The following is a 17,700-nucleotide window of genomic DNA, read 5'->3' as shown; positions in this document are numbered from 1 at the left end:
TTAATAAGTATTTGTATTTCATAAGTCCAAAAATTTATTGTTTCAGTGTTCGTAAGTAACTGACCAATTGCCACCTTTTCTCTTCAGAAAGTGTGGCTTTGTAAGATGCCATTGGCGCTCTTCCCTCTGTGATTTTCCAGAAAATAGCTCCATCACTTTGAGCATGAAAGGTCGTTGTGGTTAAATTGGTAGGTTTTGGATTAAGTGCTGCTCCCGCTACTCCATCTCCTTTACCTTTTTCACCATGGCAAATGACGCACATAGTGGCGTAAATCTTTTTACCTCCTTTGATAGCCTCGTTGTCACCCTTATAAGGATTTTTTAATGCATCCGCCTCTTTTGGAGCTTTCCAGTCTCCGCTTTGCAGGACAGGTATCGATGCTACCAATAAAATAGAAAGGATGATTAAGACTGGTATTTTCAAATAGTGATAATTGGTCTCGTTCATAGCATTATGTTTTTAAGGCTTTTATCAAAAATAAGTCGATTAATGCATGGTCTTTTTTCGATATCTTGTCTTTTATGTACAAGATTTAGATTGTCACTTTCAACCTATTTTTCGTTTAACCCGTCTTTCAACTTATCAGAAAGTCTCCTGAATAGTGTCTTGTTTTGAAGGTTACTGTTATCTATAAGAAGCCCTTTCAAGCCATCCGGTGTCTCTATTCCGTAGATCACGGATTTACCTGCTGCATCTTCGTTTTCGTCAAACCGATAGAATTCTGAAATATTTAAATCTTCAATCTGAAAGCTCGCGCATAGGTCTTTACACTCCAGGCAGTCATTTTTCTTACTAAAATTATAGGTATAGCCTTTTTCTCTGAGATCATGCAGTGCTTCGGACAAGCTCTTATAATACCGGTTCTCGTTTCGCATCATTTCTTTATAATCAGAGACTGAAAGACCGGTTACACGCTTAAACTGGCTGGATAGATAATGTACAGAACTATATCCAAGCTTAACTGCGATTTCGCTTAGGTTGAGTTCATCATACTTTATTAGCTCTTTTACTCTGTCAACTCTTTTGTTTATATAGTAGGTTTCTATGGTGACCCCTTCGCTTTTTGAAAAGAGCTTGCTAAGAAAATTGTAGTTTTTACCTATCTCGTGGGCAAGAAAATCGGACAACATAGCCTCTTTGGAGGAATTCTCCAGCTTTTCTATATAGTGTTGGATGCCCAGCTTTATCTGTTCCATGAGGATTTGCTCTTTGTCTTCAAGGAGCTCAAAGCCATAAGAATTTAACCTGTCTGCTATAATGCTTTTTGTTACCGTCTCAGGCACTTGTATAGTGGCATGCCCAAGCCGAATTGTAGAGATGAATGCTCCCAATGACTCTAGTTCGTTCTGTATGACCAGAATACATCTTGGGCATACCATATTTTTGATATTTAGATTAATTGTTTTCATCTGTTATAAGGATTAAACTTTTCTGATCCTGAATTAATTTCAGTGATTGCGAAGAGGTACTAGCTAATCAAATTCTTATTGCTCATTACCAAATGAATGGTTTCAACAATAATTTAAAGCCGGCAACATATTGCTCCGCGCAGAAAAATTTGTTAAGAATTATTGAAAAGAATAGAACAAGGCTGATAAGCTTGCGGAATAGAGTATTGCAAACTTTACGATCAGCCTAACAGATGAATGCTAATTGAGGAAGGATTGAATAAAAATACGAATATGGTTACCACTAAGAGGTGGCGGCAGATTTGTATATAAAAACGGGAGTAATTGCTGATTAAAGTTTTCTACTTCAAAATCTACAGTATAAACCTGATAAAGCACATGAAAGACGGGAGTCTCAACCGGTATTTGCTTTAGCTCATATTTAATTAATGAGGCATAGAGGTTATTCACTACTTCATCACAACACTCATCCTCCTCGTTACCATCATGGCTATGCTTGTTATCGTGGTGATGATCTGTATTAGTATCGTGATGATCATGGTCATGCGCTTTTTTTGGATGAGTATCCGTTTTATTAACAACTGCAGAGTAATTTCCCCAAGAGATCACCCCAAAATCACAAAGAGCATCACATACAAAAACACTAATGAATCCTGTAAGCAACAGGATCACTATGTATTCTTTTCGTTTATGCAATCTCTTTATCATGGCCTTGCGTGACAATTATTGCATAAAGCTAGTAAAAATCAGTTATAAGTCAAATGATAGATATTGGTTGAAAACATGATAAAAATCAATGTTATAATTTAATAATTATCAGTGCGAGTGACTTTCTCCTGATTCAAGGAATTTACCCTGAGGCCCCACAGCTTCAATATGTACTAATTGGGCTCCATAATGACCGGTGCGTGACACGGTATAGGCTGATGCGATAAGTATAAGGGCTACTACCGCCACTGCCCACCGTTTTTGCTTAAAAAAGAACTGGCTTACTATCTGAACAACGAATCCTGCAATGCTCAGGTAAATTGTCCAATCCGCCCATTTGTCATGTTGTGCCAGTACTTGCTTAGCATGCTCGGTAAGATCATGGGTATGTGGATGAAAGGTTCTCCCTGATAGGTAAGCACCTAATGCCCCCACAAAAATAAGCCCGGTGATCACCCAATCAATTTCCTTTTTGAGAAAGAATACATTAGCAATGGCTAATACGGCTCCCACCAATAACAATACAATGGGAAAATGTACCATCAGAGGATGCAGGTTTGGAAAATCATCAAAATCGGCTGTTACTTTTTTGTCCTCATGGCCTGTATGGTCGTCTTCATGTACTTGATCCTCATGTGAATTCTCTACAACCTGTTCTGTCTCCACTGAATCCTGTTTTTCACTTTTGTTATGTTTCTCCCCTTCATGCGCAGAGAGGGTGAAAACTGAAACTGCAAGATATAATGTGATCCAAAGTTTTTTCATATTAGCGTGTTCTGATAAAACAATAAATCTATCGCTCTTTAAATGAAACACCTTTACAAAATCTCATCAAATATGTATAAAATTCACTACCATATACCAGCTATCTGTTTACCTGACCACTTTCAGTTTTCTGATCATTTCTTCGGTCAATGATTCTGCATATACTCCATAGGCATCTACCAACACCCCTTTGAACCCATCTTTTGACTCAATAGCGTAAAGAATAGAATTATCATCAGGATTGCTCATGCCTTCAAACCGATATACTTCTTTTACTTCAAACTGTTCAGGGTATAGCTCGAGTTTATGGGCCGGGCATTCAATACAATGTGGTTTGAGATTAAAATCGTTTGAATAACCTCTTGTCTTAAGATCATTCAACGCTTCGGAAAGTGTGTCGTAGTTTTTCATAGTATTTCTTTTTTTGCTGCGTACCAACCATCACTATTTAATAATTTAATTAACTGCAGTTTTTTTAAATCACTCCCATCATCATTTTTACCAGGATTTCCCTCATTTTTAGGAATAAAAGCTTCACTCATTGTGGACAAATAGTTATCAATAGACCTAATGAGAGGCATCACCTTGTGTGATGGGTGTCCTGAATCATTTTGAATGGAAGTGAGCAATGCGTTTAATCTCCATAAGCCGATTGAAAAGGAAGTTTTTTTATCCGTACTAAAAAAGTAATGTACCACTGGATATGCAAAATGATTCTGATTGTGACGATTGATCATATTTCTTATCTCTGCTGCATTTTCATACAAACAGTTTATTCTATCTTCCTCATTTAGCGTCATAATATCATTTATGTAAAGGCTGAGAGATCGTTTATGGATGACTGCTGATGATACCGAAATAAGATAGGTCATTGCAGTGGTAATGAAAATAAAGCCTGAAAACGAAAAAACGGCTATTACTATTTGCCAGCCAGGCGATCCAGGCACAAAATCACCATTGCCCATGGTTGAAAGCACATAACCACTGTAGTAAAACTTGTCTGATACATCAGCTGCAATTCCTGTGGAAGCAGTAACCACTGAGCGCTCGTCAGATAGTATCAATAGATAAAATCCTAACCATAGCCCTCCAATCCACCATATGATAAGTGATAGTATTATCGATACCCCACAGTAGTTTAGCACTTTTCTACCATTCACAGCTTTGTTAAGATTTAAAAAAAGTTCTGAAATCCAGCCTGAAAGTCTCGAGGAAACCAGGCCTGCTCCATTGATTGATATAACAGTAAAGAAAAAGTCATAGGCTACTGTAAATAGTAATAAAACTGATGCTATGAATAATGACCAATTCATAAAGGCACCTAAAATAATAAGTAGATAATCAATCCTACAGCCACGATCAGGGCAAACGCATAAACTATTATTCTTTTAAAGGAAACCCCATCATCCCCATGATCATGATCATGACCTCCACCGCCCGAATCCATTTCTTTTGTTTTGAAATTGAAATACAACATCAGGGCCGTAAATAATGCGAAAACAATATTGAACCAGAAGGTGTAATCGATCTTGAACTGCGTTACCTCTGCGACCTTCCTGCTGCCTTCGGGTAACACGCCCAATAAATCAAAATTATAGTTAAGTATCAAAGCAGTAATCACAATACTCACGTACATGATCCCGGCAATATAAAAGGCCACTCTCGTCCCATAGTATTTTCTATTCATATTCACCAAAGGCGGCACCATCAAATCGGAATAAATGAACCCCATCAGGCCGGCAAAGAGAATACCGTTTTCATTGAGCACAGTGGCAAGTGGTATGTTACCCATAGAGCCAATGAAAGTGGCTGCCGCTACAAATGGTGCTACCAAAGCATTTTCCAACCGTATCACAAAATCAGGTAATTCACCCTGCATCCCGTTTAAAAAAATCGCTTCCCAGAAAGATTGTGGCACTAATACAGAAACAAACCCGGCTATGGTGAAGCCAATGAGAATGTCTTCCCAGGCCATTTTCCACTCCATCACAAATTTTTTTCCCACCAAAAACCAGCCTTCTTTTGATTTTATGCGCTTCTTCCAGTCAAAATCCTCCTCTTCAGCCGATTCTTCCTCCACTTTTTCCCTGGCTTCTTTTATCCACTTTTTCGGATAAGTCAGCTTGATGAGAATTGAGCTAATTGTTATAAGAATAAGTCCACCAATCACTTCGGCTACTATAAACTGCCAACCCAGAAAAATAAAGATGAGGATCCCCAACTCAATTACGAGGTTGGTTGAAGCAAACATAAAGGCGACCGTACTTACAAAGTGGGCACCTTTCAAAAACAGTGACCTTGCTGCTGCCAGTGCAGCAAATGAACAAGAGGAAGATATGGAACCAAAAAAAGTAGAAAGTGAGACGCTTTTGATATTGCTCTGCCCCATGTGGCTGGTGAGTTTCTTTTTGGGGACGAAGGCCTGAATAGCTCCACTGACCATATAGCCTAAAACAAATGCCCAACCGGATTTCCAGAAAAAGCCCAAGGCTGTTTTGGCAGATTCTCCCCATAAATCTACAATGTTTTTTGATTCCTCCTGGGCAAATACCGCCATTGGAGCCAAAATAAGCATACCCATTAAAATAATCGCTTTACCTTTTTTCATTCGTTTAAATTTTACACGTGTCTAACTAGCAATAAAATTTAGTCATCCTCCTGTGTGTCCTAATTTTGCTTCGGCCTTGTTTGCCAACCGCAGGCATGCCGGTTTTATTTGATATTTTTAAATTTTCTGAAACCAATTACAAATTTATAAATAGCAGCTATTCCAGCAGGTATGGACATTATATGATAAAACAAGCCTTCAAGTCCTTCGGCATATGATATTCCCTCTATTAAGGCTACTACAAAAAGCCACATAATCCCATAGCCTATTTCTCCCCACGCCTTATTTTTCTTTGATCGTAATTCATAATCCATTTTCATATTGATAATTGTTTAGCTAAAATCCTTCTCCATGTTTTATTGTGCATTTCACAACTGCTATTACTCATAGTTTTAAGGCTCTTCTGCTTATGACAAATATGATCAACGGTAAAACAGAAAACTGCAAGACCGGTGAAATGCCTACTTCAACCAGAGGGAGCATTGGCATTGTATCAGCATACGACCAATCTCCTCGCCATGTATGCCACAACTCCGCCAAAATAGCACCTAGGAAACCAGTAAGGATTAATGTTAAAGTTCTGGTAAATTTTAAACGCTTAATCCAATAAACGTTGTTGTAAATAAGGCCAAATAAGAAGAGCAGAACGAGCACCATGAGCATATCCGCTATGGAGGCCAATGCACAAAAAGAAACATGTTCAAAATCGTATTCAAAATTTTCATATAAGGGGCCCTGAACTACCTCCCAACCAAAGTTTAGCACAAAGGCTACAATAGCTGTAGAAACTATAAAATACTTATAATTTCGCTTGTCTGCTACCTTCTTCAAAAAATGGATAAATAACGTTATAATCAACGTTAAGGCAATAAACGGCACAACGAAAATACCAAAGCTTAAATCCATTGTTTAAACGATTTTAAAATTCCGCATCATACCCATATCCTCATGCTCAAGGTTGTGGCAGTGGTATACAAACAAGCCCTTAAAATCTTTGAACTGCATGATAACCTTTGCTTTCATCCCAGGCATCAGTAATATCGTATCATGCCAGCCTTCATCTACAAAGCCTTCTTTTATGGCATCCCATAACCCGGGATCCATGCCATCCACGTTCCTTTCCAGTATATTGAATTGTAATTGATGTATGTGAACCGGGTGTGGCATTTGCATCATATTGCCCATCATACCACTATCGCCTCCCATCATTCCGCCATCACCCATCATACCGTGGCCATCCATCATGCCACCACCGTCATCATTACTCATCATTCCGTCCCCATTGATCAACTCCCAAACCTCGGTGGTCCCTAGTTTCACTATTTCTTCGTCAGCCACTTCTGTGGTTTCCCAGGTACGGCCGTTTATCGTCAGTTCCATGTGGCCCATGTTAAAAGCAAATTGCCTGGGACTGTTTAAGTTAGTTGCCGTGGATGGATCAAGGGGTTGATAATTGACAAGTCGGGCAGGTAATTCGGCACTGTTGCTACCAGAATCAACAAGCTTTACTGAAAAAACTTCAAATTCGCTTCCGTGGGGCAGTTTGCTTACTACTCCGTCCATCATGCCATCGCCCATCATTCCACCGGACATGCCGTCTAATGGGAAACTCAGGCTTTTCATCGTTAATACAGTTCCTTCATCTTTATCTCTCAGGTCCAGCCAAAGGTCAACTCTCTTGGCTGGCCCCAGCATCAGGTAGGGTAATTCTTTGGGTGAGCCCAGTAAACTGCCATCGACCCCAAAAATGGTCATGGGGCTGCCATCGTCCCAACCCAATTTATAAATTCTCGAATTAGACCCGTTTAGTAATCTCATGCGATAGGTACAACCTGCTTTCAGGCTTATCTCCTGACTGGCACTCCCGTTAATGAGTATCTGATCGCCCAAAAAACCTTGCATACGTTTCATCTGTCCATCGAGGTAGATCAGTTGGTTTTGGTTATCAAACGTACGATCCTGAATGACCACCGGTACATCAAATGCTCCTTTTGGCAAATTGAGTTTTTCTTCCTCTTCATCGGTGACCAATAATAACCCGGCCAGGCCATTATATACCTGCGGGCCTGTGCGGCCGTGCGGATGTGGGTGGAACCAGTAGGTACCGGCCCGGTTCATTATTTCGTATTCATAGATATAGGTTTCACCATTACCGATCACATCCTGGGGATGGCCATCATATTGTTCCGGTACATGCATGCCGTGCCAATGTACGATGGTTTCTACCGGCAAATTATTTTTGAAACGGATGCGTATTTTTTGCCCTTTCCGAACTTTAATAATTGGCCCCAAATAGCTGCCTTCCAGTTTTTGAAGTGTATTTTTATCTCCCTTTAGTAAAGTACTCACGAAGACCCAAACCTCTGTTTTATTTCCAGTTAGTATTGAGGCTTTTGATTGTGTAGCAGTCAATTCCAGGTCTACATCCGGCTTGAACCCTTCACTTAATTCGGGCTTTACCGTGGTAGAGGGTCTACTGTCACATGAAGAAAAGAAAGGCCATATCATGGTTACTGCAGCACCTGCTCCAGCCGCTGCAAGAAATTTTCCTCTGTTTATTCCGAAAGGTTTTTTCATATCTCTTTAGGTTCAAATTATTTCCGTATCTGCTTTATCAGCCAGATAATCAATAGCACAAGCACGACTAGCAGCAGCCCCCAAAAGAGCCACATCCAGCCACCTCCGTGCATCCCAAATCCTGATCCCTGATCCATCATAATTTTCTTGTTTTAGTTTTTACTTAATTCAGCCTTATCTTTCCTCATTTTCAAAAACCACTTTTCCCCCATGAAAATCAGTGATAGCAAAACAGCCGAAACAATAATGAGCAGCATGTCACTCTCCACTTTCATCCATATAAAAGCCGCCAAAACAACTAGGTCAAGCACAATAGTGGCCAAAAGTATTGCTCCGTTTGCCTTGATTTCTTTGCGTAAATATTTAAAAACGCCCCATTGTATAATGACGTCCATGATTAAATAAAAAATCGCACCTAAAGAAGCTATCCTACTGAGATCAAAAAATATGGTTAAGGTGATAGCGATAACTATGGTATATGTCAACATATGCTGTTGCAGGTTACCTGGCATCCCGAAATGTCTATGAGGTATCAACTTCATTTCGGTAAGCATGGCGGTCATCCTGGAAATGGCGAACACATTGGCTAAAACACTTGATACGGTAGCAATGATGGCGATTCCTACGGTGAACCAGAGGCCATATTTTCCAAAAGCAGGCCTGGCCGCTTCAGCCAGGGAGTAGTCTTTGGTTTCTATTATTTTTGGAACGGAAAGGTTGACCGATACAGCGAATGCTACCAGCAAATAGACAATTGTACAGATAATGAGAGATATCCATATCGCTCTTCCTACGTTTTTGTGAGGCTTCACAATTTCTTCACCACTATTGGTGATGGTGGTAAATCCTGCATAAGCCAGAATTGAAAGCGCAAGAGCACCTAAATAACTTCCGATGGAGTAGTTGCCTGAAATTTCTTTTGGAACAACTTCGCCAAATGAAAAACCGGCTGCCCAAAGCCCTCCAATGGCAAAAATGGCGATACCGCCAACCTTGACTATTGCCATCACAAAAGAAACTCTGTCGATGACCTTATTGCCTGAAATATTGATCAAAAAAGTGATAATCAATAAAATTACACCCAGTAAAGGTATCCAAAAATCATGTTGATTTCCATCAAATAACTGCATGGTATAAGAGCCAAAAGTCCTGGCTACCAAACTCTGGTTAATGACCATGGCGAAAGCCATCAATAGAGCAGCCACTGCCGTAATGATACCTTTACCATAAGCTTTCTTCAAGTACATAGCTATCCCTCCGGCTGAAGGATAAGCATTTGACATTTTTATGTAAGCATATGCACTAAACCCAGCGATTATTGCTCCAACCAGAAAGGCAATAGGAAACAATGATCCGGATAATTCAGCCACTTGCCCCAGCAGGGCAAAAATGGCTGCTCCAATCATAACCCCGGTACCAAGTGATATAGCTCCTGTGAGTGATAGGCTATTCTTCTTATATTTTCCCACTATCTAATTGGTCTTTTCCAGTTCAGCTTTTCTTTCTTCAAACTCGGTTTTATTTATTTCTCCTTTGGCATAGCGGTTTTTCATTATTTCCAGCGCAGAGCTTTCGTGGTTGGATTGATTGGTTCCTTTTTGAAAGATACCACCTCTCCCTAGCACGACAATCAGAACGATGACGAGTATCACCCCGATAATCCATCCGTACATCATAATTTGAGTGTTTTAATTGTATGTAATACCGGGAACCCCAGGCAATTGCGAGGCTTCCCGGCTGTAATTTTTAACCTGGTGTTACCTGAAATGGTACTATTGTTCCATTTCTTTATTCATGTCCATAGAAGTCGTATCATTCATCATATGTTGGTCAGACTGTTCGTTCTCATGCATGTGGTCATTATCGCCTTCCATCATTTCGGTTTGGTCATCATCCATCATATCGCCATGATTCTGGTTTTCGTCATGTTGTTGCGTGGTGCAAGAGATTGTAAGTGAGGTAACAAACAATACGATGAGTATTTTAACAAATTGATTTATTGAATTTTTCATAGTTTTCTGTTTTAGGTATTTAAATTATTGCCTATACCTGAGCTGCTTTTGGAAAAAGATGCTACTGGGCAAGGTATCCTCCGTCAGCAGGTAAATATGCTCCATTGACAAAAGAAGACTTCTCGGTTGCAAGCCAAAGTACAAGCTCAGCTATCTCATCTGGTTCCCCCAGTCTTCCCTGCGGATGAAGAGAGGTAATTTGTTCCATCTGTTCATCATCCAGATTATTCTCCAAAAGCGGGGTTTTGATAAATCCGGGACCAATGGCATTGACTCTGATCCCTTGTTTGGCATATTCCAGTGCGCCATTTTTGGTGAGTCCAACTATCCCATGTTTGGCAGCGACATAGGCACAACTGGAGGCAAAACCAACTTGTCCGAGGATTGAAGCCATATTAATAATAGTACCTCCACCGTTTTTAAGCATGGCCGGAATCTGGTACTTCATTCCATAAAAAACACCGGATAAATTAATGGCTATGGTTTTATCCCACGACTCTACACTGTATTCACCGATCAATGCACTTTCTCCTCCAACACCCGCATTGTTTACGGCAATATCCAGGCTTCCAAATTTGTCCATTGTGGCGTTAACCATATTAGAAACATCTTCAGCATTGGATGTATCAACTTTGATAAAAATTGATTCTATCTCGTGGGTCTTCAGCTTTTCTACTACTGCTTTCCCCTGTTTTTCATCAATATCCGCCACTACTATATTTGCACCGTTTTTGGCGAGAAGTACTGCAGTACTTTTACCAATCCCTGATGAAGCTCCTGTGATTATTGCGGTCTTTCCTTTTAATAATTGTTCCATTTTTCTGTTTCTTAAAATTCAAACTCTCATTAAAGACTTTCAATCACTGACCTTAGCTTAGACTGTATTTCTTTGGCTATTTCAGCCAGGTCCTTATTATCTACCGCCTGCATGGAGGCAACCGGATCCACTGCTGCGACCTCTATACCATCATCACTTTGTTGAACGATTACGTTACAGGGCAACATCGCTCCGATTTTATCTTCAGCCAGAAGTGCTTTATGAGCGAAAGGTGGATTGCACGCACCCAAAATTCTGTAAGGGCGAAAATCTTCATCCAATTTTTTCTTCAGTGTCTCTTTCACATCAATTTCAGTAAGGATACCGAACCCTTCTTCTTTCAATGCATCAGTAACTCTTTCTATAGCCTCATCGAAGCTGATATTTTTCAGTTATTTTTCGTGATAATATTTCATGACATGTACTTTTTAGTTCTGTTATAGCTTAATGGTTTAGCGACAAAAACTCTGTAACAATTGTTACATTAGAGTTCGATACCTGATTATTCATTCAGATTTCTGGTTTCTTGATCAAGTTTACCCTCGAACTTAGGTACAGGCCTGTTTTTCTTTTCCTCTTCTGTTTCTACTACACCGTTTTCTCTGATGTCATTGATCAACCATTGCATTTCCATGATTTCCCTGCGTTGGGCTTTGATGATTTCGTCAGCGAGTTCCCTTACTCGTACATCTTTTATTTGAGCACGCTCACTCGTTAAAATAGCAATTGAATGATGTGGAATCATACCTTCCATGTAGTCAACACCTGTGACGGTAACCTGACTTCTCACCAGTCCAATACCACCGGCAATGAGCAAAACACCCAATGTAATAATCGCGATATTGGCACTTCGCTTCTTGTACATATTAAGCATAAACAATAGCATGATGATAATCATGGATCCGGCCATAATCAGCGTCATAAAAAGCCTTGTTTCACTAAACCAGAAATGATCAATAATCTGGTAAGAGTGGGTGTACATTAAAAAAAACATTGCTACCATTGCGGTTGCAATCATTGCAAAAAATTTAGCGTAATTGTTGCCGTGTTTCTGTTCGTTTTGCATCTTAATTGATTTTGATTAGGTTATTAATTTATCCACTTAGTATAGTGTGTTCTTATTATTTAAAATCTGACAGATAAGCCTCCCCCAGCTCCGAAGCGATTATCGTAACTGGCCATCAGGGAAAAGTTTCTGGATAGAAAGTACTCCACTCCGGCTGACCATGTAGTTTCACCTTTGTAGTCTACAGGCTCATCACTCCCTTCCTCTGTCAAATTATTAACCAAGCCGAAATCAGCCTGGTATTCGTAGTTGCCAAATATGGCGGTTCGTGGGAAGATCATAATCTCCCGGCTTACCCTGATTTCAGGCCGTAATTTGTTATCCATCCTTACATCCAGGTTGAACATATAAGGAGTGAAAAACCTAATACCGGCAATTGCCGTGACAGAAAGATCATCTAAACTGTTCTGAATTTCGTTCTCTACGTTCACCCCGGCAAAAACCCTGAAATAGTCATAGAGATATCTTTCATAGGTGAATTCGGTTTCCATATTTTCATTATAACCCACTTCAGCATTTAGGTTAAACTGATTTCTTATGTTAGAAGATACGAGGTTGATTTCTGTCATGTGTGAAGCGACATCAGCCATACCCCAGCTGTAGAAATGATTGGCCTCTCCAAATAAAATCTCGGCCGGATATTTTTCCAATCGGGGATCACGCTCTGTACCATAGCTTACTGCTCTGGCCATACCACCAATCATGTGATAGAGTACATGGCAGTGCAGGAACCAATCACTATCTTCATTAGCATCAAACTCAATTACCGTTTTTTGCATAGGCGGTACATTAACTGTGTGCTTTAAAGGAGAATAATCACCATGCTTATTGATTACCCTGAAAAAATGGCCGTGAAGGTGCATGGGATGGTGCATCATGGTCAGGTTATTGAAGGTGATGCGCACCTTTTCGCCTTTGGAAATCTTGATCATGTCGGCCTCTGACAAAGGGACACCGTTCATGCTCCAGATGTAGCGCCACATGTTACCGGTAAGGTTGAGCAAAATGTTTCTTACCGGCTGATTGTCATCAATTACAGTGTTGGCAGGAGCTTTCAAATAATCATAATTGTATTCGGAGAACATATTCATACCAGCCATTTGGTCTTCCGATTTTGATACTTTCATTTCCATGTCTTGTTCATGGCCCATTTGTGAATGATCCATGTTTTGCTTAATGCCCTCCATTTGGGTTTCCTGCTGATTGTTCATGCCATGATTCATTTTGGAATGATCCATACCCTCCATTTTCATGTCACTATCCATCTGCATACCCCAGTTGTTCATCATCTCATCGGGTTCTTCATTACTGGGGTTGAATTTCATAGCGGGTGCTCCCATTCGCATATTCATTTTGGCCATTTGTTGCATCATCTTGATCTTATCCGGCCTTTCTACCACGGGAGCAGCTAAAATTTTTCCTTTGCCGAGATAAGCCTGGGAATGACCAGACCCATCCTGGGCCATTGCTCTAAATTCAATCTTACCCTCGTTCGGAATAGTGACGATAAAATCATATGTTTCAGCTATGCCAATAAAAGTCTTATTACGCCTCACTGGTACTACATTTAGTCCATCGGCAGCTACCAATAAGGGGGCTTCCCCACCAAAGGTCATCCAGAATTGCGAAGAGGCTGCTCCGTTGATAATGCGTAGACGCACCTTCTCTCCCGGCTCAAATTGTGGGTATTCCTGCACTTCCTCCCCGTTGTTAAGAAAGGCAGGGTAATAGATGTCGGCAATGTCAGCACTTTCCATCCTTTGTCTCCAGAAATTTAACTGGGCACCAAAGGCCCCACGGGCAATGACCTGATTGAGCGGAGTTGCCGTACCTTTCTTGATGTTATACCACTCGTTACCCCGCTTTAAATTGCGCAGCACATTTCTTGGTTTTTGATTAGTCCAGTCAGAAAGCACCATCACTAACTCCTTATCATATTCCAGAGTTTCCCCTTCTTTCGGGTCTATTATGATAGAACCATACACTCCACTTTGCTCTTGCAACATGGTATGGGAGTGGTACCAGTAAGTACCGGATTGTATCAGTGGGAACTCGTATTTTTGAGTTTGACCAGGTTCTATAGGCGGAGTAGTTAAATAGGGCACACCGTCATAAAAGTTGGGTAGTAGTAATCCATGCCAATGAACAGAGGTTTCCACATCCATCTCATTTTTTACATATATTACGGCATAATCACCTTCTTTAAACCGAATAGTGGGTCCTGGAATGCTGCCATTGACAGTCATTCCCATAGTTTCTTTTCCAGCTTTATTGACAGTTTCTTGTCTTATCGTTAGATTGTATACTGTCGTGTCAGTTTGAGCCAACACCGATGAAGCGCCTAGGGTCAGTAATACTACAATTAGTATATTTTTTATTTTCATATATTTAATTTGTTGATTCTCTGATCTTTAGATTTTATTAAGGAAGTAACATACATCAACCCTGTTTTAGTTATGAAACTTCACTTTAGATGTATGATATTTTATCTTTCTAATATTGACGCGGACATTCTTGCATTATCAATAAATACAAGAGGCTAGTTCAAAAAATCTTGCCAATGATAGCCAAATGACGTAAGTGATTGATTTACAAAGCCTTTTGTAAAATTGAAAATGAAAGACTATCCAAAAAGTGTATCAGGAATTACACAGAGAAAAACAGCCCGGAAAACATAAGGATCTCATTCATGTATTTATAGCACTGATATTCAGATGCTTATAAAATTATATCCACTGAATGACCTGAAAATGTATAAAATGATTTCTTTTTTATACAAAATTCAGTCATAGGTCATCCAAAAATCCTCTGTTGATCCTTAATCTTTTTTTGTAATCGGATATAGATAACCCTGTAATTCGCTTGAACTGGTTTGATAAATAGTGTACACTACTATAGCCCAATTGTAACGCAATTTCACTTACATTAAGCTGATCATAATCCAGTAACTCCTTTACCTTTTCAACCCGCAAAAGGATGTAGTATTTTTCCAGTGTATGCGCGGTCTGCTTAGAAAAAACCTTGCTTAGATAATTGTAATTCTTGCCTATTTCTGAAGAAACAAAATCCGATAGCTTTTTCGCATTTTTACCTTCCTGCTCTAAATGCTTCAGATAAGCCAGTACGGCAGTTTTGGCCTCTTCGGCCAATATGCTATCCGCATCGTATAGCAGTTCAAACCCAAATTCTTTGAGCTTATTATCTACAATATGAAGTGTAATAGCCTCTGGCAATGTAACCTCGGCATAACCCAGCTTTACAGCTTGCACCTCAGCACCTAACGCCTTTAATTCATTTTCTACAACCATTATACACCGGGGACAAACCATATTTTTTATATGTAGTGTAGTTGTCATTTTACAGTAGCTTTATTTTATCGGTATGGAAGTTTTTTGACCTTGCGCACTGTAGGTGAAGAAATGTAAAATAACACGAATCCTGATAGTACCGTCAGTAAGCCGAATGCAGAAAATGATCTTAGAAGCCAATTATTAAAGTCATCACGGCTCTCATAATCCATGGTATGCGTCATCCATAAGAAATCAAACCACCGCCAGCTTCTATGTCGTACCCGTTGAAAACTTCCATCTGTAGCCGATACGTAGGCCATTAGATTAGGCGATTGCTGATAACTAATCGCCCAGGCAGGTAAAGGCCGTTCTCTGTACTCGTGATGATTGGTAACTTCAGTTATGTACTGTGCCTCTTCAACCTGAAACTGATCGGCTACATGCTCATTAGCAATGGCAATTGCCTCATCCTTAGAAATATCATGCTTCAAGTCACCAGTGGTGGCATGAACAAGATACGTCTCATTAATCCAGTAATAGGGCTTACCATCAATGAACTTGAGCACTAAAGAGCTTACCTCGAGGGTTGAATCTATCTGATCCAGGCCAATTAGACCGGTCACGGCATGCTCGGGGGGCGGTTTTAAAAAGTGATCACCGTGGATCTCGTCAATGTCCGTCCAGCTAAAGTATAATCCGCTTATTGACCAGAATAAAAACTGAACACCTATGATGACGCCAAGGTAACGGTGTATTTTTCTGATATAATAATTCCTGTTTTTTTTCATTCACCAATACATTTCTGATATGCCTCACCTTATGCTTTTGAAGCAGTCTTAAGGGCCATACCATTATTTTAAACTTAAAAGTAGAGCAGAAATAGAAGTATCTCTACTTCGGGTAATTCAGTAAGTAGAAATGATAGGCTAATTCAAAAATGACTGGATAAAGATTCTAATGTTAATATTCTTAAAGGGGGGAGCTTTAAGTCGTATCCATTTAATCCAGTGGTTGGTATTTAATAGGTATGTAGAGTAAGCAGTCCATAACTCATTGCTCACAAATACTTTCAACTCTTTCTGGCCCAGGTCAATCAGGCTAAATTCACCAGCCTTTTTGTACAGGTAAATTTGGCTTATTGAATCACAGCACTTTTGTGTTGGACAGCAACCTCCCTTATCTTCCGAATCACTTTTTGTATGATGATCTTCATTACCTCTATGCGGTTTTGATAAATCACTTTTTTTATTGTGGTTATGCTGCTTAACCTCATGAACATCGGCTAATGGAGGGCAACTTACTTCTTCAATGCAGAAACAACTTCCCATGCCACAGGCAATACGAATAGCCCCGGTACTTACAAAAAGTACCAGTATGGCAATCACAAGGTTTTTATTTCTTACAAATTGAAGCATTTACCTGAAATGGATATTTAAATATAATAATTATGCCGGTACATTTAAAGGTATACTTAATGCTTATCCAAATAAGCGTTATAGTTTCCTTTAGAAGAAAAATACAGGACTTCCTTTTGCTGTCCCGGTTTAAAAGCAATAAATGCCTCCGCTTTATCCACCTTTTCTCCTGAATAAGGGTCTATGGTGTACCGCACATTGTCGGTATTCTCTTTTATTTTGGCAACACACATTTGGCAGCAGCCATAGTACGTTTTACCGTCTGCTTCAACGGGAATTTGCTCTACCCCCATGAAGGCATCATTGACCATACAAACCAGTTCGTTCGGTATTTGCTCATTTTCCTTTACTTCAACCGGAATTCGGTTAAACACATCAGAAAATTGCCAGAAAAGGCCTCCAATGATTAAAAGGCCAAATCCAGAAAGTATTATTATTGATTGTCTGTCCATAATTGAAAAGATTTATGGTACCTGTGGGAATGCAATGATCATCATCTGATTGATGAAATAACTGCAACCTTTCCCACAGGGTTTGAGATTTAATTGATCGTTTCCTTCACACTTCCACATTTCAACATTTTGTCACCGAAATAAGGATTTTTGATCTCCTTCTCATTTGATAACCAAAAAGCACCGGTGTTTCCATTGGCCATCGGGCAGTACTCCAGGTATATTTCACCCATTGAGAGTGTACTGGCTTTAACCAATGTTGTCATTTCATTACTTAACACGGCAAAGGCTTTTCGCTGCTCATCCAGGGTGGAAGCTGAAGCTACTTTACCTGCTTCGGCCTGTGCAGATTTGGTATTCTCTAAGGAAGCCAAAGACTTTTGAAGCTTATCAGCAGCCCCTTTAGCTTCATCCGGCTGAGATGCTACCAATGCTTCTTTGAGGTGAATATAATGGCCGTAAGCTTTGCTCATCGCTTCATCTTTGAACATTGGATCCATCTGTTGTCCACCGGATTGTTTACCATGTCCTGCATGATCGTGTTGTGCCAAGGCCCCGAAGGTTACGAAAGCCAGAGCCA

General features: G+C 39.9%; 23 protein-coding genes. All 23 read right to left on the bottom strand.

Annotation, left to right across the window (positions count from 1 at the left end):
* Positions 1 to 34: 34 nt before the first annotated feature.
* Positions 35 to 448 carry a c-type cytochrome gene (locus E1163_RS25890; protein ID WP_155175865.1) on the bottom strand — a complete coding sequence of 138 codons (414 nt, stop codon included), beginning with the start codon at positions 446 to 448 and terminating at the stop codon, positions 35 to 37.
* Between the two features lie 104 nt (positions 449 to 552).
* A complete protein-coding gene (locus E1163_RS25885) occupies positions 553 to 1,410 on the bottom strand; it encodes a helix-turn-helix domain-containing protein (protein WP_155175863.1) in 858 nt (285 codons plus the stop codon).
* Positions 1,411 to 1,650: 240 nt separating this feature from the next.
* Positions 1,651 to 2,118 (bottom strand): hypothetical protein, encoded by a 468-nt coding sequence (locus E1163_RS25880; RefSeq protein WP_155175861.1) that lies wholly within the window; start codon positions 2,116 to 2,118, stop codon positions 1,651 to 1,653.
* Between the two features lie 108 nt (positions 2,119 to 2,226).
* Entirely contained in the window at positions 2,227 to 2,883 is a 657-nt protein-coding gene (locus E1163_RS25875; RefSeq protein ID WP_155175859.1) for a DUF2231 domain-containing protein, read from the bottom strand.
* 108 nt (positions 2,884 to 2,991) lie between these two features.
* Positions 2,992 to 3,294 (bottom strand): phosphoribosylpyrophosphate synthetase, encoded by a 303-nt coding sequence (locus tag E1163_RS25870; protein ID WP_155175857.1) that lies wholly within the window; start codon positions 3,292 to 3,294, stop codon positions 2,992 to 2,994.
* Positions 3,291 to 4,196 (bottom strand): potassium channel family protein, encoded by a 906-nt coding sequence (locus E1163_RS25865; protein WP_155175855.1) that lies wholly within the window; start codon positions 4,194 to 4,196, stop codon positions 3,291 to 3,293. Before E1163_RS25865 ends, E1163_RS25870 begins: the two co-directional genes overlap by 4 nt.
* Positions 4,197 to 4,204: 8 nt before the next feature.
* Complete coding sequence (locus E1163_RS25860) at positions 4,205 to 5,491, bottom strand: permease (RefSeq protein WP_221418083.1); 1,287 nt, start codon at positions 5,489 to 5,491, stop codon at positions 4,205 to 4,207.
* A gap of 104 nt (positions 5,492 to 5,595) precedes the next feature.
* Positions 5,596 to 5,811, bottom strand: a complete 216-nt coding sequence (locus E1163_RS25855) for a hypothetical protein (RefSeq protein ID WP_155175853.1) — start codon at positions 5,809 to 5,811, stop codon at positions 5,596 to 5,598.
* A gap of 64 nt (positions 5,812 to 5,875) precedes the next feature.
* Positions 5,876 to 6,397 (bottom strand): hypothetical protein, encoded by a 522-nt coding sequence (locus tag E1163_RS25850; protein ID WP_155175851.1) that lies wholly within the window; start codon positions 6,395 to 6,397, stop codon positions 5,876 to 5,878.
* 3 nt (positions 6,398 to 6,400) lie between these two features.
* Entirely contained in the window at positions 6,401 to 8,068 is a 1,668-nt protein-coding gene (locus E1163_RS25845) for a multicopper oxidase family protein (protein WP_155175849.1), read from the bottom strand.
* Positions 8,069 to 8,085: 17 nt separating this feature from the next.
* Positions 8,086 to 8,208 (bottom strand): hypothetical protein, encoded by a 123-nt coding sequence (locus tag E1163_RS31465; RefSeq protein ID WP_262918868.1) that lies wholly within the window; start codon positions 8,206 to 8,208, stop codon positions 8,086 to 8,088.
* A 12-nt stretch (positions 8,209 to 8,220) separates the two neighbouring features.
* Complete coding sequence (locus E1163_RS25835) at positions 8,221 to 9,537, bottom strand: APC family permease (RefSeq protein WP_343033975.1); 1,317 nt, start codon at positions 9,535 to 9,537, stop codon at positions 8,221 to 8,223.
* Positions 9,538 to 9,540: 3 nt separating this feature from the next.
* The gene (locus tag E1163_RS25830; protein ID WP_155175847.1) at positions 9,541 to 9,744 is read right to left on the bottom strand and encodes an SHOCT domain-containing protein; all 204 of its coding nucleotides are present in this window, start codon (positions 9,742 to 9,744) and stop codon (positions 9,541 to 9,543) included.
* A gap of 96 nt (positions 9,745 to 9,840) precedes the next feature.
* Positions 9,841 to 10,080 carry a hypothetical protein gene (locus E1163_RS25825; RefSeq protein WP_246223907.1) on the bottom strand — a complete coding sequence of 80 codons (240 nt, stop codon included), beginning with the start codon at positions 10,078 to 10,080 and terminating at the stop codon, positions 9,841 to 9,843.
* A gap of 61 nt (positions 10,081 to 10,141) precedes the next feature.
* Positions 10,142 to 10,897: an SDR family NAD(P)-dependent oxidoreductase gene (locus E1163_RS25820; RefSeq protein WP_155175843.1), complete on the bottom strand. Its 756-nt coding sequence runs from the start codon at positions 10,895 to 10,897 to the stop codon at positions 10,142 to 10,144.
* A gap of 29 nt (positions 10,898 to 10,926) precedes the next feature.
* Positions 10,927 to 11,289: a DUF302 domain-containing protein gene (locus tag E1163_RS25815; protein WP_246223911.1), complete on the bottom strand. Its 363-nt coding sequence runs from the start codon at positions 11,287 to 11,289 to the stop codon at positions 10,927 to 10,929.
* Between the two features lie 110 nt (positions 11,290 to 11,399).
* A complete protein-coding gene (locus tag E1163_RS25810; RefSeq protein WP_155175841.1) occupies positions 11,400 to 11,963 on the bottom strand; it encodes a DUF305 domain-containing protein in 564 nt (187 codons plus the stop codon).
* Between the two features lie 59 nt (positions 11,964 to 12,022).
* A complete protein-coding gene (locus tag E1163_RS25805) occupies positions 12,023 to 14,347 on the bottom strand; it encodes a multicopper oxidase domain-containing protein (protein WP_155175839.1) in 2,325 nt (774 codons plus the stop codon).
* Positions 14,348 to 14,749: 402 nt separating this feature from the next.
* Positions 14,750 to 15,319 carry an AraC family transcriptional regulator gene (locus E1163_RS25800; protein WP_155175837.1) on the bottom strand — a complete coding sequence of 190 codons (570 nt, stop codon included), beginning with the start codon at positions 15,317 to 15,319 and terminating at the stop codon, positions 14,750 to 14,752.
* A gap of 17 nt (positions 15,320 to 15,336) precedes the next feature.
* Positions 15,337 to 16,041, bottom strand: a complete 705-nt coding sequence (locus tag E1163_RS25795) for a hypothetical protein (protein WP_155175835.1) — start codon at positions 16,039 to 16,041, stop codon at positions 15,337 to 15,339.
* 138 nt (positions 16,042 to 16,179) lie between these two features.
* Positions 16,180 to 16,668, bottom strand: a complete 489-nt coding sequence (locus tag E1163_RS25790; RefSeq protein WP_155175832.1) for a hypothetical protein — start codon at positions 16,666 to 16,668, stop codon at positions 16,180 to 16,182.
* A 56-nt stretch (positions 16,669 to 16,724) separates the two neighbouring features.
* Positions 16,725 to 17,120: a hypothetical protein gene (locus tag E1163_RS25785; protein ID WP_155175831.1), complete on the bottom strand. Its 396-nt coding sequence runs from the start codon at positions 17,118 to 17,120 to the stop codon at positions 16,725 to 16,727.
* An 89-nt stretch (positions 17,121 to 17,209) separates the two neighbouring features.
* On the bottom strand, positions 17,210 to 17,700 hold a 491-nt coding region (locus tag E1163_RS25780), incomplete at its 5' end, for a DUF3347 domain-containing protein (RefSeq protein ID WP_246223906.1).

Source organism: Fulvivirga kasyanovii (assembly GCF_009711405.1).
GTDB classification, from domain to species: Bacteria; Bacteroidota; Bacteroidia; order Cytophagales; family Cyclobacteriaceae; genus Fulvivirga; species Fulvivirga kasyanovii.
The sequence above is the reverse complement of the archived record's forward strand: the minus strand, read 5'-3'. Positions and strand labels throughout refer to the sequence as shown.

What these genes read in the sequence shown, in the direction of transcription:
- E1163_RS25890 (WP_155175865.1), bottom strand. Translation starts at nt 448, where the DNA reads ATGAACGAGACCAATTATCACTATTTGAAAATACCAGTCTTAATCATC.
- E1163_RS25885 (WP_155175863.1), bottom strand. Translation starts at nt 1,410, where the DNA reads ATGAAAACAATTAATCTAAATATCAAAAATATGGTATGCCCAAGATGT.
- E1163_RS25880 (WP_155175861.1), bottom strand. Translation starts at nt 2,118, where the DNA reads ATGATAAAGAGATTGCATAAACGAAAAGAATACATAGTGATCCTGTTG.
- E1163_RS25875 (WP_155175859.1), bottom strand. Translation starts at nt 2,883, where the DNA reads ATGAAAAAACTTTGGATCACATTATATCTTGCAGTTTCAGTTTTCACC.
- E1163_RS25870 (WP_155175857.1), bottom strand. Translation starts at nt 3,294, where the DNA reads ATGAAAAACTACGACACACTTTCCGAAGCGTTGAATGATCTTAAGACA.
- E1163_RS25865 (WP_155175855.1), bottom strand. Translation starts at nt 4,196, where the DNA reads ATGAATTGGTCATTATTCATAGCATCAGTTTTATTACTATTTACAGTA.
- E1163_RS25860 (WP_221418083.1), bottom strand. Translation starts at nt 5,491, where the DNA reads ATGAAAAAAGGTAAAGCGATTATTTTAATGGGTATGCTTATTTTGGCT.
- E1163_RS25855 (WP_155175853.1), bottom strand. Translation starts at nt 5,811, where the DNA reads ATGAAAATGGATTATGAATTACGATCAAAGAAAAATAAGGCGTGGGGA.
- E1163_RS25850 (WP_155175851.1), bottom strand. Translation starts at nt 6,397, where the DNA reads ATGGATTTAAGCTTTGGTATTTTCGTTGTGCCGTTTATTGCCTTAACG.
- E1163_RS25845 (WP_155175849.1), bottom strand. Translation starts at nt 8,068, where the DNA reads ATGAAAAAACCTTTCGGAATAAACAGAGGAAAATTTCTTGCAGCGGCT.
- E1163_RS31465 (WP_262918868.1), bottom strand. Translation starts at nt 8,208, where the DNA reads ATGATGGATCAGGGATCAGGATTTGGGATGCACGGAGGTGGCTGGATG.
- E1163_RS25830 (WP_155175847.1), bottom strand. Translation starts at nt 9,744, where the DNA reads ATGATGTACGGATGGATTATCGGGGTGATACTCGTCATCGTTCTGATT.
- E1163_RS25825 (WP_246223907.1), bottom strand. Translation starts at nt 10,080, where the DNA reads ATGAAAAATTCAATAAATCAATTTGTTAAAATACTCATCGTATTGTTT.
- E1163_RS25820 (WP_155175843.1), bottom strand. Translation starts at nt 10,897, where the DNA reads ATGGAACAATTATTAAAAGGAAAGACCGCAATAATCACAGGAGCTTCA.
- E1163_RS25810 (WP_155175841.1), bottom strand. Translation starts at nt 11,963, where the DNA reads ATGCAAAACGAACAGAAACACGGCAACAATTACGCTAAATTTTTTGCA.
- E1163_RS25805 (WP_155175839.1), bottom strand. Translation starts at nt 14,347, where the DNA reads ATGAAAATAAAAAATATACTAATTGTAGTATTACTGACCCTAGGCGCT.
- E1163_RS25800 (WP_155175837.1), bottom strand. Translation starts at nt 15,319, where the DNA reads ATGACAACTACACTACATATAAAAAATATGGTTTGTCCCCGGTGTATA.
- E1163_RS25795 (WP_155175835.1), bottom strand. Translation starts at nt 16,041, where the DNA reads ATGAAAAAAAACAGGAATTATTATATCAGAAAAATACACCGTTACCTT.
- E1163_RS25790 (WP_155175832.1), bottom strand. Translation starts at nt 16,668, where the DNA reads ATGCTTCAATTTGTAAGAAATAAAAACCTTGTGATTGCCATACTGGTA.
- E1163_RS25785 (WP_155175831.1), bottom strand. Translation starts at nt 17,120, where the DNA reads ATGGACAGACAATCAATAATAATACTTTCTGGATTTGGCCTTTTAATC.